This is a genomic window from Arthrobacter sp. JUb119, assembly GCF_024807995.1.
Lineage (GTDB): Bacteria > Actinomycetota > Actinomycetes > Actinomycetales > Micrococcaceae > Glutamicibacter.
This window is the reverse complement of sequence record NZ_JANUFE010000007.1, coordinates 117759-134258: the sequence shown is the minus strand read 5'-3', so window position 1 is coordinate 134258 and position 16500 is coordinate 117759. Positions and strand designations below refer to the sequence as shown.

13 protein-coding genes are annotated in these 16500 nt (G+C 62.0%); 6 read left to right on the top strand and 7 right to left on the bottom strand.

The features are described 5' to 3' along the window. Positions 1-6: 6 nt before the first annotated feature. Entirely contained in the window at positions 7-1860 is a 1854-nt protein-coding gene (dnaK, locus tag M2368_RS16630; RefSeq protein ID WP_105657001.1) for a molecular chaperone DnaK, read from the bottom strand. Positions 1861-2109: 249 nt separating this feature from the next. On the opposite strand from dnaK, the gene M2368_RS16625 reads away from it, so the two are divergent. Next, on the top strand, positions 2110-2328 hold the full coding sequence (locus M2368_RS16625) for a PLD nuclease N-terminal domain-containing protein (RefSeq protein WP_402695836.1): 219 nt from the start codon (positions 2110-2112) through the stop codon (positions 2326-2328). Between the two features lie 82 nt (positions 2329-2410). On the opposite strand, the gene M2368_RS16620 is transcribed toward M2368_RS16625, so the two are convergent. From M2368_RS16620 to M2368_RS16610, 3 genes are all read right to left on the bottom strand, one after another. Then, positions 2411-2884, bottom strand: a complete 474-nt coding sequence (locus M2368_RS16620; protein WP_105657003.1) for a small multi-drug export protein — start codon at positions 2882-2884, stop codon at positions 2411-2413. A gap of 191 nt (positions 2885-3075) precedes the next feature. Further along, positions 3076-4617 (bottom strand): DEAD/DEAH box helicase, encoded by a 1542-nt coding sequence (locus tag M2368_RS16615; RefSeq protein ID WP_402695834.1) that lies wholly within the window; start codon positions 4615-4617, stop codon positions 3076-3078. A gap of 305 nt (positions 4618-4922) precedes the next feature. Further along, a complete protein-coding gene (locus tag M2368_RS16610; protein ID WP_133833559.1) occupies positions 4923-7064 on the bottom strand; it encodes an MMPL family transporter in 2142 nt (713 codons plus the stop codon). Between the two features lie 129 nt (positions 7065-7193). On the opposite strand from M2368_RS16610, the gene M2368_RS16605 reads away from it, so the two are divergent. The 4 genes from M2368_RS16605 (at position 7194) to M2368_RS16590 (ending at position 10971) form a co-directional block, all read left to right on the top strand. Further along, positions 7194-7706 carry a MarR family winged helix-turn-helix transcriptional regulator gene (locus M2368_RS16605; RefSeq protein ID WP_105657005.1) on the top strand — a complete coding sequence of 171 codons (513 nt, stop codon included), beginning with the start codon at positions 7194-7196 and terminating at the stop codon, positions 7704-7706. Continuing rightward, positions 7703-8326 (top strand): LysE family transporter, encoded by a 624-nt coding sequence (locus M2368_RS16600; RefSeq protein WP_105657006.1) that lies wholly within the window; start codon positions 7703-7705, stop codon positions 8324-8326. The genes M2368_RS16605 and M2368_RS16600 overlap by 4 nt, the downstream gene beginning before the upstream one ends. Positions 8327-8465: 139 nt before the next feature. Further along, on the top strand, positions 8466-8975 hold the full coding sequence (locus tag M2368_RS16595; RefSeq protein ID WP_105657007.1) for a low molecular weight protein-tyrosine-phosphatase: 510 nt from the start codon (positions 8466-8468) through the stop codon (positions 8973-8975). Continuing rightward, on the top strand, positions 8962-10971 hold the full coding sequence (locus M2368_RS16590; protein ID WP_498724745.1) for a chorismate-binding protein: 2010 nt from the start codon (positions 8962-8964) through the stop codon (positions 10969-10971). Before M2368_RS16595 ends, M2368_RS16590 begins: the two co-directional genes overlap by 14 nt. Before the next feature lie 10 nt (positions 10972-10981). Here the strand turns inward: M2368_RS16590 and cls are convergent, their stop codons facing one another. Next, complete coding sequence (gene cls / locus M2368_RS16585) at positions 10982-12478, bottom strand: cardiolipin synthase (RefSeq protein ID WP_286134130.1); 1497 nt, start codon at positions 12476-12478, stop codon at positions 10982-10984. Positions 12479-12644: 166 nt separating this feature from the next. Between cls and M2368_RS16580 the strand changes: the two genes are divergently transcribed. Continuing rightward, entirely contained in the window at positions 12645-13520 is an 876-nt protein-coding gene (locus M2368_RS16580; protein WP_105657010.1) for an aminodeoxychorismate lyase, read from the top strand. Here the strand turns inward: M2368_RS16580 and M2368_RS16575 are convergent. Together M2368_RS16575 and M2368_RS16570 are read right to left on the bottom strand one after the other, a co-directional pair. Beyond that, entirely contained in the window at positions 13517-15844 is a 2328-nt protein-coding gene (locus M2368_RS16575) for an ATP-binding cassette domain-containing protein (protein WP_448939435.1), read from the bottom strand. The two genes, M2368_RS16580 and M2368_RS16575, sit on opposite strands and share 4 nt — an antisense overlap. Next, positions 15841-16449 carry an ECF transporter S component gene (locus M2368_RS16570; RefSeq protein WP_105657012.1) on the bottom strand — a complete coding sequence of 203 codons (609 nt, stop codon included), beginning with the start codon at positions 16447-16449 and terminating at the stop codon, positions 15841-15843. The genes M2368_RS16575 and M2368_RS16570 overlap by 4 nt, the downstream gene beginning before the upstream one ends. Between the last annotated feature and the right edge of the window lie 51 nt (positions 16450-16500).

The following is a 16500-nucleotide window of genomic DNA, read 5'->3' as shown; positions in this document are numbered from 1 at the left end:
AACTCCTTACTTCTTGTCGGCTTCGTCTTCGTCGATGACCTCGGCGTCGACGATGTCTTCATCAGCGTTCGGTGCCTGCTCGCCCTCAGGAGCCTGGGCGCCCTCGGCCTGCGCGTTGGCGTAGATTGCCTCGCCCAGCTTGGTCTGCGATGCCTGCAGCTTCTCGAACGCGGCCTTGACCTCGTCGTCGTTGTCCTGCTTCTCCAGGGCAGCCTTCAGGGCGTCGACGTCAGCCTGGACCTCGGTCTTGACCTCTTCAGGCAGCTTGTCTTCGTTGTCCTTGATCAGCTTGTCTACGGAGTAGGCAGCCTGCTCAGCGGCGTTACGGGTCTCAGCGGCCTCGCGGCGTGCCTTGTCCTCTTCGGCGTGTGCTTCAGCTTCCTGGACCATGCGCTCGATGTCTTCCTTGGACAGCGAGGAACCACCGGTGATGGTCATCGACTGCTCGGTGCCGGTGCCCTTGTCCTTGGCGGATACGTGCACGATGCCGTTGGCGTCGATGTCGAAGGTGACCTCAACCTGCGGGATGCCGCGAGGAGCCGGTGCGATACCGGTCAGCTCGAAGGTGCCCAGCGCCTTGTTGTCGCGGGTGAACTCGCGCTCGCCCTGGAAGACCTGGATGGATACCGAAGGCTGGTTGTCCTCGGCGGTGGTGAAGGTCTCCGAACGCTTGGTCGGGATCGCGGTGTTGCGCTCGATCAGCTTGGTCATCACGCCGCCCTTGGTCTCGATACCCAAGGACAGTGGGGTGACGTCGATGAGCAGAACGTCCTTGCGCTCGCCCTTCAGCACGCCTGCCTGCAGCGCTGCGCCCACGGCGACAACCTCATCTGGGTTCACGCCCTTGTTCGCTTCCTTGCCGGCCAGGTCCTTGACCAGTTCGGCAACGGCTGGCATGCGGGTGGAACCGCCAACCAGGATCACGTGGGCGATGTCCGAAACCTTGACGCCTGCCTCGGCGATGACGTCGTTGAATGGCTTGCGGGTGCGCTCCAGCAGGTCCTTGGTCAGGTCCTGGAACTTGGCACGCGAGAGGTGCTCGTCCAGGTGCACTGGGCCTTCCGGGGTCACCGAGAGGTACTGCAGCGAGATGTTGGTGCTGGTAGCCGAGGACAGTTCCTTCTTGGCCTGCTCAGCAGATTCCTTCAGGCGCTGCAGCGCGATCTTGTCCTTGGACAGGTCCGCGCCCTTGGCCTTGGCCTGGGCCAGCAGCCAATCCACGATGCGCTGATCCCAGTCGTCGCCACCCAGGCGGTTATCGCCTGCGGTGGAGCGGACCTGGATGGTCGAGAAGCCGTCGTCGTCCTTGCCGACTTCCAGCAGGGAAACGTCGAAGGTGCCGCCACCGAGGTCGAAGACCAGGATGAGCTCGTCTTCCTGGCCCTTTTCCAGGCCGTAAGCCAGCGCAGCTGCGGTTGGCTCGTTGACGATGCGCAGGACGTTCAGGCCGGCGATCTCGCCAGCTTCCTTGGTGGCCTGGCGCTCTGCGTCGTTGAAGTATGCAGGAACGGTGATCACCGCGTCGGTGACCTTCTCGCCCAGGTACGACTCAGCGTCGTTCTTCAGCTTCATCAGGGTACGAGCCGAGATTTCCTGAGCGGTGTACTTCTTCTCGTCAACGTCAATGGTCCAATCGGTACCCATGTGACGCTTGACCGATGCGATGGTGCGGTCGATGTTGTTGACGGCCTGGCGCTTGGCGATATCGCCAACCAGGACTTCGCCGCTCTTCGAGAAAGCAACGATCGACGGGGTAGTGCGGTTGCCTTCCGCGTTTGCGATAACGGTTGGCTCACCACCTTCGAGCACGGAAACGACGGAGTTGGTGGTTCCTAGGTCGATACCTACGGCACGCGACATAATGGCTCTCCTTTGCCTTGGTTGAAAGTACTAACGCTGAGGACATTTATCCTCATTGAGCGTTCTGCACTCAAGTTTACTCAGCCGCTTTCGGCTGTCAAATCAACTTGAGCGAAGGTGACTCAACTTTGCGTTCTGCTCATTTCAACTGCGGTGGTGAGAGAATAATTCCCGTCCTGAAAAAATTTTTCATTCATCCGCTTTCAACGCTTCCAGCGGGCGGGAAAAGCGGCAGCTAGGAGCCACCTCATGGAAACAAAGCGCAAGTTTCAGGATCTGCCACCGGGCGGAAAGATCGCGGTCGCCTCTGCGGCAATTGCCGAGCTGACCTTGATGGTTGCGGCACTGCGGGATTTGCACAAGCGCCCCGCCGAACAGGTCAAGGGTCCAAAGTCGGCATGGGCAGCGGCCAGCATGATCAATTTCCTTGGCCCCATCGCCTATTTTGCTTTTGGACGCCGCAAGTAATCCCTTGGCATTCCATAGCCACTGGAAAACAAGCCGTCCTCGGTCATTCGAGGACGGCTTGTTCGCTTTCAGCGAGTTCCGGTTAGCCCATCAGGCTAATTCCCCGGGCAGCCAGAACGCCAAACGCGGTGCCCCACAAGATAATCGAGATGATCTGCCAGATGATCACCTTCTGCTTATTGGCGCCGAAGGAGACCAAGGCAGCCGAGGTCACCTGCGAAGGCAGGATGGTCTGCCCCAGAAGGCTCACCCCGGCAATGCCGTATTTATCGAAAGCTCGGCGCAGCTTCTCGAACTTTCGTTCCTTCTTCTCCGAGTCCTTGCCCTTGCGAACCTTGTTGCGCACGGCGTGGGCGCTGTTGACGAACAACAGCATGGAAATCACGTTGCCGATCACGGCGGTGGCGATGGCAGCAACCACCGGAACACCGATGACCACGCCAATGGCCGAACCAAAGTAGGACTCGATCAGCGGAATGGCAGCTAGCAAGGCAACCGCCAAGAATTGCAGTGGCTCCGGGAAGGACGCGGCGAAATTCTGCAGGGATTCAATCATGGCTGGTGCTCCTGAAGCGGTGAAGGTTAATCGGCGGCTCGTTGCTTCAATCCTATGTATCGCCTAGTCGAAACGGGATCAGCCAGCAGATCTAAACTTTTGACGCGCAAATTCCCGGGTTTAACGCAAAACTCCCCCGCATCCATTGGGATGGATGCGAGGGAGTACTCCGCAAGGATTAGTGCCAGCGCCTAGTTGCCGCGACCAGCCGGGCTCGATGCGCGACGCGGGCCACGCGAACGGCCACCGGTTGCACCGCCAGCGGCATTGCGGCCGCCGGTTCGCGGTGAGCGCGAAGGGCTCGACGGGCGTTCAGCGTTGGCACCTCGTGCGCCGCGGGCTGGACGGTCGGTGTTCGCACCGCGAGCGCTGCGCGCTGGACGCTCGCCCTGGCTAGCGCCGTCACGTTCCGTACGGCGGCGTTCGCCGCCACGGCCCTGGGCTTCGGCAGCTGGCTTGGCGCCACGCGCCGGGCGCTGGCCGCGGCCACCGCGGCCGGCACCTTCACCGGCAGGCTTGCTCTTGGCAGGATTGCGCTTCTGCTGAACCGGAGCAACGTAGGCAACCGGCTCGGCAACTTCGCCGACGACCTTGGCCACAACCGGAGAATTCAGGTTGACCTTTTCGAAAGGCACCTTCAGTCCGGCCTGCTTCAGCAAAGTCGAAACGTCGCCCTGCTGATCAGGGGTGCAGATGGTCACTACAGTTCCATCCGAACCCGCACGTGCGGTACGGCCGGAGCGGTGGGTGTAGGCCTTGTGCTCTGCTGGTGGATCAACGTGGACAACCAGCTCCACACCATCAACGTGCACGCCACGAGCGGCAACGTCGGTGGCGACAAGAACCTTCGCCTCGCCTGAAGCAAAAGCAGCAAGGTTGCGGTCACGGGCATTCTGCGAGAGGTTACCGTGCAGGTCTACCGCCGGAACGCCAGCCTTGGACAGGGTGAGCGCCATCTTCTTGGCGTGGTGCTTGGTGCGCATGAACATGATGCGACGGGCAGTGCCCTGGGCCAGAACGCGGATCAGGTCCTTCTTATCATCGTTGCCGATGACGAAGACGTGGTGCTCCATGGTGTTCACAGCGGCCTTGGGTGCATCCACCGAGTGAATGGTCGGGTTGCTCAGGTAGCGCTTGACCACCTTGTCCACACCGTTGTCCAAGGTAGCGGAGAACAGCATGTGCTGGATGCCGGTTGGCATGCGGTCCATGATGCGGCGAACTACAGGCAGGAAGCCCATGTCGGCCATGTGGTCGGCTTCATCCAGCACGGAGATTTCCAGCTGGGACAGGTCCACGACCTTCTGCTTGATCAGGTCATCCAGGCGGCCCGGGCAGGCGATGACAATGTCCACGCCCTCGCTCATGGCCTTTTCCTGGCGGCTCTGGGCCACGCCACCGTAGATCACGGTGGTACGCAGGCCTGCGGCCTTTGCCAGGGGGTCAACGGTCTTGGCAATCTGGGTCGCCAGTTCACGGGTTGGAGCCATGATCAGCGCGCGTGGGAAACGGGCCTTGCGGCGCTGTGGGCGATCTGCCAGCCGGGCTACCAGGGGCAGCGAGAAGGCCAAAGTCTTGCCGGAGCCGGTCTGGCCGCGGCCCAGGACGTCGCCGCCGGCCAAGGTCGAAGGCAAGGTGGCTTCCTGGATCGGGAAAGCGGCTTCGATTCCGCTGGCAGCAAGGACCTTCGACAGGTATTCGGGCACGCCGAGGGCGCTAAAAGTTACGGACATATTCAAACTTTCTCTCTGATTCGCACGCCTGCTTCAGGCGTTGGGTTTCGCCGAGCCAGGAGGAAGTCCGCAACATGCAAGGCCAAGGAAGGCCTGCTGCCAAAAGTGGACCGGCGGAGGTTTTCCGGGCGATTCACAGGAGGGAAATCTAAACTGTCGACGCATGCGCCACAGAATTTTCCGGTGACGCACAAGTATCCATACTACAGTGCGAAAGCGGGGCCCGTCTGTGAGCGGCCCCGCTTTGCACTGCTGCCCCGGGAGACGTTCACCACTAGGGCTCCCGGGACAGGCCGCCGCGCTGCCTAATTCAGCTCGAATTCCTTCTTCGCCAATTTCGAGGGCCACCAGACCTTTGGTCCGATTTCTTCGACCAGCGCCGGCACCAGCAGGCTTCGCACGACGAAGGTATCCAAGAGCACCCCGAAGGCCACGATGAAGCCCAACTGGCCCAGGAACATGATTGGCACCACACCCAGTGCGGCGAAGGTAGCGGCAAGCACCACGCCGGCGGAGGTAATCACGCCGCCGGTGACCTTCAAGCCCACCCGCATGCCCTCACGGGTTCCGCGCTTCAAGGATTCCTCGCGCACACGGGTCATCAAGAAGATGTTGTAGTCAACGCCCAGCGCCACCAGGAAGACAAAGCCGAACAGCGGTACGGATGGATCGGCACCCACGTAGCCGAAGACATTGTTGAAGACCAGCGCACTGACACCCATCGCCGTGCCGTAGGACAGTACGGTGGTCAGGATCAGCAGCACCGGAGCCAGAATGGAACGCAGCAGCAACATCAAGATCAGCAAGATGGCCAGGAGGGTAATCGGAATGATCTTGAACAGATCCGCGATGGCCGTCTCATTGGTATCGAGCTGGGTCGCAGTGGTGCCGCCGACCAGCGCGTCGGCGTCGACCGCATGCAGCTGCTCGCGCAGCTCGACCACGGTCTGCTTGGCGGCATCCGAGTCGGCCGCATCGGCCAGCGTCACCGACATCAGGTTGCGGCCTTCGACGCTCATTGGCTCGGCCCCGCGGGCGGCCATGGCCGGTCCGCCGTCTTCAGCCTGCAAGTAGGCCGAATCCACGCCGGTGACATCAAGGGCCTTTTCCAGGGCCGTCTGCGCTTCGGCTTCATCGACAATCACCGTGGCCGGGGATCCCGAGCCGCCAGGGAAGTGCTCGCCCAGGGCGATCTGCCCGTCACGCGACTCCGAACCGCCTACCACCAGCTCGCTCTGCGGCACGCCATGGGCCTTGAGCTGGGTCATGCCCAGCGCTCCCACGGCGAGCACCAGAGCGGTGATGATCCAGATCGGGCGCGGATGGCTGGCAACGAACCGCGCAATGCGGCCCCACAGGCCTTCCTTCTCCTGGCCTTGGGCGTCCACGGCCACCGGCTTGGGCGGGAAGGGCCAGTAAGCGGCCCGTCCCAGCAAGCCGAGCACCGCCGGCAGGAACGTCAACGCGGCAACGATCGAGAAGATGATGCCCGAGGCGCCAATGGGTCCCAGTGCCTTATTGGAGTTCAGATCGGAGAACAGCAGGCACAGCAGGCCCACCGTCACGGTGCCGCCCGAAGCGACAATCGGTTCCAGCGAGCCTTTCCATGCGGAAGCCACGGCCTGCCACTTGTCCTGGCCGGCCATGAGCGCTTCCTTGTGCCTGGCCACGAACAGCAGCGAGTAGTCGGTAGCCGCACCGATGACCAGGATGGACAAGATGCCCTGGGCCTGGCCGTCGAGCCGGATCCAGCCTTCGGATGCCATGAAGTACACCGCGACAATTGCCGCGCACAGCGCGACGACCGAGGTGAGCAGCACCGTGAAGGGAAGCAGGATCGAACGGTAGACCAGCAGCAGGATCACCAGCACAGCTACCAGGGCCACGCCCAGCAGCACGCCGTCGATGCCGCCGAAGGCCTCGACCAGGTCGGCGCTGAAGCCTGCCGGCCCGGTGACATAGGCGGTGGTGCCCTCGGGCTTCTCGGCAGCCAGGAGCGCCCGCAGCTCTTCGACTCCGGTATCGGCCTCCACCTCGCCGGAGACCGGAACGATGAATTCAGCGGCCTTGCCGTCTTCGGAGAGGAAGGGCCCGGTGATCTGCCCGTCCAGATGCGTGAAGTCCTTCAGCGCCTCGCCGATCCCTCCAGCAGTTTCCTTGCTGACCTCGCCATCGCTGGTGAGCAGGACCACCGCTGGGATTGCTTCGGTGGAGCGGAATTTGTTCTGCCATTCCAGGGCTTCGGTTGCTTCGGCGGTGGCCGGGAGGAAGGAGGTCTGGTCGTTGGTCTGGACCTCGGAAAGCTTGCCGAAGGTCGGGCCGCCGATTCCGGCTACACCCAGCCAGAGGATGATCAGCAGGGCGTAGATTCCTGCCCTGATGCCGATACCCTTCTTGTCCAATCGCTTCTTGCCCGATGGCTGGTCGGTTTTCGCTACATGCGCCACTGATCCGTCCTCACTCGTGATTGCTGGCGGTGGATCAAAGGGCGATCCGAATGCCATACTACAAGACTTACTTCCATCGTAGAAATACTTCCCAGGCTATTAAATGCTTTTCCGACTAGGATTGCGCCTATGAGCGCAAGAGAACAGCACAATTTGGTCATGCTCCTGCAGGAATTCGGCCAAGCCTCGGACCGCTACGTTGAGTCCACCGGAGCACTTTACGCAACGCACCGCACGGATATGAATGCGCTGTCGATCATCATGAAATACGAGCAGCGCAGCCTTCTGCCTTCCCCGCGCGACCTGAGCCGCGACCTGCAACTGAGTTCTCCGGCTACCACCGCCATGCTCGACCGCCTGGAAAAACTGGGAATGATCGAGCGCCAGCGCTCGGACCGGGATCGCCGTGTCATCCGCATCGCCATGACACCCAAAGCCCGCGGCAAGGGCATGGAAATGTTCATGCCGCTAGGTGCCAAAATGCGGGAAGTGATCAGCCACTACGACGAACAGCAGCTGCAGGTCATAGCCCGCTTCATGGCAGAAGCCGTCGCCGGCGTGGACAGCGCGCGCGAAGAAGTCGTAACACAGCGGGCAACGAAACCAGCCAAGAGCGCGACGGACACTAGCCTTAAGCAGTGACCCTTTCACTCTGGATATCCCTTCTCAGCGCCTGCATCGTCATCAGCTTCACCCCCGGCGCCGGAGCCATCAACACGATGAGCAATTCGATGCGCCAAGGCTGGCGTGCTTCCATTTGGGGCGTGCTCGGGCAGCAGATCGCCTTGCTGATCCATGTGGTGATCGTTGCCGCCGGAGTCGGTTTGCTCGTGGCCAGCTCGCCGTTGCTGTTCGCCATCATCCGCTACGCAGGCGCTGCCTATCTGGTGTATCTCGGTATCCGCATGCTGCTCTCCAAGCCGGAGGTCGCCTCCGATGGAACCAGCACCGGGCACCGCCTGACCCGCTGGTCCATGCTCAACCGGGGCATCCTGGTCAACCTGCTCAATCCGAAGGCCATCGTCTTCTTCTTGGCTTTCACCCCGCAGTTCATCCGCACCGATCAGCCGCTCCTGGCCCAATACGCCATCTTCATCGGCACGGTCATCGTGGTGGACATCGCGGTGATGTTCTTCTTCTTTGCCGGCACGGCCCGCACCTTCCAGCGCTTCACCGCTACTTACCGCGGCGCCAAGTTGCTGAACGTCCTCTTCGGCGTACTGTTCATCCTGGTCGCCGCGCTCCTGCTGCTCATGCACTAGCATTTTCGCCCCGCTCTTGCCGCAGAACTCCTAGCCGTGAACCGATTCCCGGGCCAATTTCCGAATCGTTGCCGATTTGTTGCCGGGAAACGGGCGCGTAGCTATCGATCGAATCGCCTTGTGCCCATAGACTGATGCCATGTTCCGGATAATGATCGTGTGCACGGGAAATATTTGCCGTTCGCCTATGGCCGAGTACATGCTCAAGAATGCGCTCAAGGATGCCGAGGTCTCGCAGGTCGAGGTCATATCGCGAGCCATCACCGATGGTGAAGTCGGCAAGCGCATCGATGAGCGTGCTGCCAGTACTCTGCGCAGCCATGGACTTGATGCATCCGAGCACATTGCCGCCCAGATCGACTCGGACGAAATCGCCAAGATGGATCTCGTACTGGCGATGGACACCGACCACTTCGAGGAACTCGTTCCCGAATTGGCCGAAATCGATCCGAGCGAACGTCCGCAACTGCGGATGTTCCGTTCCTTTGATCCGGGAACCGCGAGCTCCCCGCACGACCAGCAGGGCATCTATGACCCCTGGTACGGTGATGCCGGAGACTTCCGCGAGACCTGGAAACTCATTTCTGCTTCCCTGCCTGCCCTTGTAGATTACGTGCGGAGTAACATCGCCTCTCGTGGAAACCGCTAGACCAACGCTGATTGCCATTGACGGGCGTTCCGGATCCGGCAAAAGCACCTTTGCAACAGACCTAGCGAAATACCTGGAAGCCACCGCCTCCATAGCTATTTTGCGCCTCGAAGAGCTCTACCACGGTTGGGACGGGCTGCACCGGTCCTTCGATCTCTACCACCGGATCCTGCCTCAGCTCGCAGCAGGCAACACGATCACCTACCCCACCTGGGACTGGGCCGCGGGTGCCCTTGGCGCATCCAAGAACTTCACTCCGGCCGAGGTAGTGATCATCGAAGGCGTAGGAGCGATCCATTCCGACGCCCGAGAATTCCTCGATATCGGGATCTGGCTGGAAGCACCCGAAAGCTTCCGCCGCGATCGGGCGCTGGCACGCGATGGACAGGCCTACCGTCCGTACTGGCAGATGTGGGCCGAACAAGAGGAACGGTACCTGCTGGCCCATCAGCCGCACGCCGCAGCAACCCTGATCATTGATGCCGCTGGCGACCACGACCCCATCGAGATCTGGGCGCGTTCCTGCCGCTACCTGCCGGCCATGATGCGCCAGCTTTGCCTCCGCTCCAACCAGTCCCCCACTGCCCCAACCTTCCGCCAGAGCTACGAGGCGCCAGCCGATACGGCGTCACTCTTCGAGGAACTGGCCCGGTCCCTTCCGCATGCCGCACTACTGGAATCAACAAGCCATAAGCTCAGCGAGCCGTTGGGACGCAACCGCTATTCGTTGATCGCGCTTTCGGCGGCAGAACAGCCCCCGGTACTGAGCGCCACCAGCCACGGCACCACCGTCAGCTTGCCCGGAGCGCAAGTACGGCTGGGCGAGGATTTCTTCCGCGCGCTGGCAGGCCTCTGGCCTGCCGGAACCACCGCTAAAGTCGGCTACCCGCTGCCGGCATGGGTGGGGTACCTCGGTTATGAGCTCAAGCGCGAGCTCGGCGCCGCGGATCTGCAGGCAGTGGTTGAACCCGGGCGGGTGCGCCCCGATGCCCAGTTCTTTGCGCCGGATACCGTGGTGGTCATTGACCATCAAGAAGGCCAGATGCATCTGCACAGCATTAGCGAACCGGCAGCAGCGCTGAGCATCCGGTTGGGCAATCCTCCAGAACTGCGCGCCCACCACCCGTTGCCTATCCCGCAGTTCAGCTGCGCGGATACCGAAGCCGGCTACAAGCAGAAGATACGCCAGGCCCAACGCGAGATCTATGAAGGCAACACCTACGAAGTTTGCCTGACTACCGAACTGACGGCCCATGCCGAACTGTTCGATCCGTTCGAGGCCTACTGCCGGATGCGCCGCTCCAGCCCTGCACCGTTTGCCCACTACCTGCGTTTCACTGATCTGCAAATCGCCAGCATTTCACCGGAACGGTTCCTCGCGCTGTCCAAGGACGGGCAGTTGCGGGCCGAGCCGATCAAGGGCACCCGGCCGCGTGGCGAAAATGAAGAATCAGATCTCGCGTTGAAGCATGATCTGGCCACCCATCCCAAGGACCGGGCCGAGAACATCATGATCGTTGACCTGTTGCGCAACGACCTGTCGCACCATGCGGTTCCCGGGTCGGTGAAGGTTGCCCGGCTGTGCGCGGTGGAAACCTACGCGACAGTGCACCAGATGGTCTCCACCATCGACGCCACGCTATCCGCCCCGCAGCTGGCCGCCGAAGCCCTGCGCGAAGCTTTCCCGCCGGGCTCCATGACCGGTGCACCGAAGCTGTCCACGATGAGCATCTTGGATGAGCTCGAAGAGCACCGTGCCCGCGGCCTGTACTCCGGGGCCGTGGGGTATCTGGGTGCTGATGGTGCCGCCGATTTCTCCGTGGTGATCCGAACCCTGGTGTGCGACCGGCTAGCTGACCAGTCATGGCGGTTGAGCCTGGGCCTTGGCGGGGCAATCACCGCTGATTCGGTGCCCGCTGAAGAGTGGGACGAGGTCATCACCAAATCCCGCGGCGTGCTTCAAGCACTGGGCGCCAGTTTCCCGCAAGACACTTAAGCCAACTGAATTATTGCAAGGTGGCCGTCAAGCGAGCCACATTGTCGATCCAGCGTTGCATGCGAGGACGGCGGCGCCACTGCGAGAGGGTGATTTCCGAGGAAATCCCGCGGTAGTGGTTCTGCACCTGGTTAACCGCATCGACCATTTCCTTGCCCAGCAGCATCACGGAAATTTCCATGTTCAGGCTGAATGAGCGCATGTCCATATTCGAGGATCCCACCACGGCCACGTCGTTATCCACGGTGAAGCACTTGGTATGCAGCACCATCGGTGCCGGGTAGCGGTGAATGCGCACGCCGGCTTCCAGCAGCTGCTGGTAGTAGGACTGCTGCGCGTGGTGCACCAGGAACTGGTCGCCCTCTTCGCAAACATACAATTCCACTTCTACTCCGCGCTGGGCGGCAGTGGTGATGGCATAGAGCAGCGAATCGTCTGGAACGAAGTAGGGGCTGGTGATTTCCAGGCGTTCGGAGGCAGAATAGATCAGCGTATTGAACAGCCTGAGGTTGTTCTCGGTACCGTATCCGGGGCCGCTGGGCAGCAGCTGCGCCAGGGTGGAACCGGGACGTTCCTCATAGGCCAGCGGGTGGCGGGCCTCGGCCATGTCCATCAGCACTTCCTGGTCGTCGTCCTCCTGCCACCAGTCGGTAGCGAAAGTGACGTCGAGGCTGCGCACCAGCGGACCTTCGACCCGGAGCATCATTTCAACCCATTCGCGGCCCACCTTATGCGAGGACTCGCGCTTGTAGCCGGGTTCAATCAGGTTCTGGCTTCCGGTGAAGGCCACCTCGCCATCAACAACGAGGATCTTGCGGTGGTTGCGCAGATCCGGGCGGCGCCAACGACGGCCGATCAGGTCGATGGGCAGCATCGGGCGCCAGTTGATACCGGATTTCTTCAGCCGCTTCTTGAAATCCTTGTAGCCCTTGACGCGCAAGGTTCCCAGGTGGTCGAAGAGCAACCGGACGTGCACGCCGCGCTCCGCGGCCGCTTCCAGCGCATCGAGTACCGGTCCAACATAATCCGGGTCATCGCCCATGATGTAGAACTGGATGTGCACATAGCGGGTGGCGTTATCGATTTCCTTGCGCATGGCATCGAGCGAAGCCCGGTAATCGGAAATGACCTCTACCTGGTTGCCGCCTTCCAGCGGCATGGCACCAAGATTGCGGTTGAGCATGACTGCCGATTCGACCCATTCCTCCTGGGAATGGAATTCTTCGGGCAGCTGCATGTGGCTCGTGGCCTTCATGATTTCATCGTGCGCACGCCGCTGCTTTTCCAAGCGGCGGCGCGACAGGTGCGGATTGGCGAAAAGCCAGTATGCGACAAGTCCCACAACGGGCAGGAAGAAGATAGCCAATAGCCATGCCATGGCGGTGGTGGGGCGCCGGTTGCCCGGAACGATGCCGATCATGAAGTAGCGAACCGCTAGCTCTATTGCGACCAGCACGCTCCAGAGAACGCCGCCAATCTGCAAGAAGACTTCATTACTTGGCCACACTCGGGCACCCCCTTGGCTACACCCCGCGAATTCGGCATTATCGGCCTCTGATCTGCGATGTACAGGCCAAAATCCTTCGCTTAGCTTATCGAACATTGCCGGACTTGTCTGAATCTCCGCCTGCAGAAATCGCGCAGAAGACGCTGGGGTTCGATAATCTGTCTTTATGAGCTCACTTGTATTCTTGGATCCGGCCTATCCGGCTGGTCGTCTTGCAGACATCACTGCACCGCAACTTCTGGTCACAGCACAGGGAGTGACGCGAGGTGATGGCATCTTTGAATCGATGCTCTACACCAACCAGGCCGTACGCAAATTCGAAGCGCACCTGGCACGCTTGGCGACCTCGGCTGAAGTTGCCGACTTGGCCATTCCCGATGCGCGCAGCTGGTTTGCCGCGGTAGATACCGCTGTGGCCGATTTCGATGCCACCGGCGGCGCTGAAGAAGCGGTGGTCAAGCTGGTCGCCGCGCGCGGCGAGCACGACAATGATCCTGCCATTTGCTGGGTCACCGTGACCCCTGCCCCGGCCTTGGGCAGGGAACAGCGTGAAACCGGTGTGGATGTCCTGATGCTGGATCGCGGCTACGACTCGAAGCTGGCCGAACGTGCGCCATGGCTCATGATGGGCGCCAAGACCCTTTCCTATTCGATCAACATGGCCGCCCTGCGCTACGCGCACAAGCACGGCGCCCATGATGTCATTTTCACCTCCGCCGACGGGATCATCCTGGAAGCTCCGACCTCGACCGTGCTGGTAGCCCAGCGCGATGGCGAGACCAAGCGGCTGCTGACCCCGATGCTTGAAACCGGCATCCTGCCAGGCACCACGCAAAGCGCCATTTTCGACGCCGCGGCCCAGGATGGCTGGGAGCTGGGCTACGGCCCGTTGCGCCCGGAAGACCTGTACCAGGCCGATGGCGTGTGGCTGGTTTCCTCCATCCGCCTGCTGACCCCGGTGCGCACCATCGATGCCAAGCCGTTGCGCCTGGACGCTGAGCTCCATGAAGAGCTCAGCGCCCTGAGCGAAGCAATCCGCTAGGACCACACCAAGTTGTAGGTCCCTGCCAGCACGGCCGCAGCCATTGCGGCCGTGCCAAACAGGATCCCCGTGGCCAGCACCATGCCATCACGCCAGGTGAAGGTGGCCGTGCGAATCCATGTACGCTTGGCCGTGCCAAACCCCTTGGCCTCCATCGTGGTGGCCAACCGTCCGGCGCGGCGAATCGCTTGCACCAGCAAGGCCAGCACCTGGCCGAGGGTTGCCTTGATGCGTTGGCCCACGGTGCCGAAGTTCCCGACACCGCGAGCGCGCCGGGCCAGCGTGAGCGTGGTGAATTCTTCCACCATCAACCCGAGCAATCGCATGCCGGCCAAGGCCCCGAGCACAAACCGGTGGGGTACCTTCAGCTGCTGAGACAGCGCCCCGCCCAAATCGCTTGGATTCGTGGTGGCCAGCAGCAAGATGCACGGGATGGCCAGCGCGAAAGCGCGCAGTCCGGTGGCAATGCCCCCGGCCACCGATCCCTCGGTGATGCTGAAGGCGCCGAATTGGGCGTAGACCATGCCGCTATCCTGGCCCACCAAGGCGATGCCCCACGCCGCAAGGATTCCGGCAATCAGCAGTGGCCACGCGCGCTTGAGGAATTTCAGCGGACTCAGCCCTGCCAGGGGGAAGAACACCACGGTCGCCACGATCACCACCAGCGCCGAAACCCAATCCAAGGTGGTGATCAACGGCAGTGTTGCCGCAGCCACCGCACCGAGCTTGGCCAGCGGATTGATCTTCGCCAACCAGCTATGCCCTACCGGCGCATCAAGCACCGGCCCCTGTCGCGGGGTACCAGCTTCCGGGGTGCCGGCAGTGAGCACCAGGTCCCTTGCTTTGAGCACCGAGGCAAAGTGATCGTCGTGGGTCACAGCAATGATCGCGGTGCCCTGCTGCAATTCCTCAACCAGCAGCCCGGCCAGTTCCCTCCACGTATTCGCATCCTGCCCGAAGGTCGGTTCGTCGAGGATCAGCACCTGGGGGGATGCGGCCAGAACAGTGGCCACGGACAAGCGCCGCTTCTCGCCCCCGGAGAGAGTGAACGGGTTCGCGTCTGCCAAATGCGCCAGGCCCAAGCGTTCCAGCAACGCGTCCACGCGCGCTTGGACCTGGGCCGGCTCGTATTTCGGCGCATCGGCGCTGCTGGCCTGCGCGCGGCTGGGAGCGAAAGCCAGCTCTTCCCGAACGCTCTGGGTCACGAATTGGTGTTCGGGTTCCTGGAACACCGAACCGATCCGCCCAATCAATGCACCGGCCTTCCAGGCAAACGGGGAGTTGCCCAGACCGTCGGCCAGTTGCGCGGTGGCCGCCAACCCGCCGTCGGCCGGGACGAGCAATCCGCCCAAGGTCAAGGCCAGCGTCGACTTTCCAGCGCCATTCTCACCGCGAATCACCGTCGCGGTGCCCGCTTGCACATTCACGTCCACCGCTTGGGTGCGCGGTGCCGTGGCGGTGCGGGCGGATACCAGCTGCTGCGCTTCCAGCAGCATGGCACCGGCACCGTTCGTTGCCCGAGCCACCTGCGGGAAGTAGCCTGGAATCCACAGCCCGGCAGCAGCCAGCTCCTCGCGCACCGTTTCATCGGTGTACAGCTGCTGCGGGTCCAGATCGTGCGCGACTCCCCCACCGGGCTGCAGCACGATAACCCGGTCCACATGCTGCGCCCAGGCTTCAATCCGGTGTTCCACGACGACCAGCGTGGCACCGGAAAGCCGGGCGGCGTTCAGCACCGCATCGCGCAAGAGCTCAATGCTCTGCGGGTCCACATTGGCAGTCGGTTCATCGAGCAGCATGACGCTGGGTTCCATGGCCAGAATGCCGGCCAAGGCCAACCGCTGTTTCTGTCCGCCGGAAAGTTGCTGGGTGCGGTGCTCGAAGGACAGCGCACCCAGACCCACAGCGTCCAGCACTTCGGGGATCCGCTGGCGGATCAGTTCGGGATCCATTCCGAGATTCTCGGCGCCAAAGGCCACATCATCGGCGACCCTGCTTTGCACTACCTGGGTTTCCGGGTCTTGCTGCATCAAGCCCACCGGGTGGCTCCGGATGAAGGCATCGCTGCCATCTATGAGCAGCCGGCCAGCGACCTGATCGTCCTCATCCGCTTCCAGCAACCCGGCCATCGCGTGCAGCAAGGTTGACTTGCCGGCGCCCGATGGACCGACCAGCAGCACCTTCTCACCGGCGTGGATCACAAGGTCCAGTCCCGAGATGGCAGGATTCTGCCTCTCGGAGTGCTGCCAGCCGAACCCCGTTGCGGTGATGGCGGCACCGCGCTGGGTCAGCGAGGCTGCGCCGGAATTGGCAAAGGAACTCATTTTGCGCTTTCCAGGTGCGCACGCCGGCTCGGCAGGGCGCTCAATGCACCGGTCTTCGCCAGTCCGCGCGTGGCCAACCAGGACAGAAGCCCTGCGACGACTACGCCGGAAATGCCGGTGGCGATCACGTGGAAGATCTTCATTCCGGCGGTGTACTCAACATAGTAGGCCAGGATGTAGGCCTCGGAAATGCCGGCGAACAAGCCGGCGAACAAGCCTGCCAGCAGCGCCACGCCCAGGTTCCACTTGCGGTAGCGGAATGCTGCGAAGACCAGCTCTGCACCCAGGCCCTGGACCAGGCCGGAGATCAGTACGGTCAAGCCGTAGTGCGAGCCGAGCAGCGCTTCAACCACAGCGGCCAGCAGCTCGCAGTAGATTGCGGCGCCTGGCTTGCGGATGATCAGTGCGCCGAGCACCGCCGGGAAGAGCCACATGCCGGTGAGCAACGCGGTGGCTGGCGGGAAAGCTGCAAAGGCGAGCGAGAACAGGCCATAGCCGGCACTCCACGCCCAGAAAATGACCCCTGAAGCGACGGCGATCACCGAGGCGACGACGATATCAACTACACGCCAGCCGGTCCGCTGCTTCGAAACTGTTTCGTTCATTGCTGGTCCTCCTGTGGAAAGGAGGGGAGATGGACGGAATGAGGGCATACT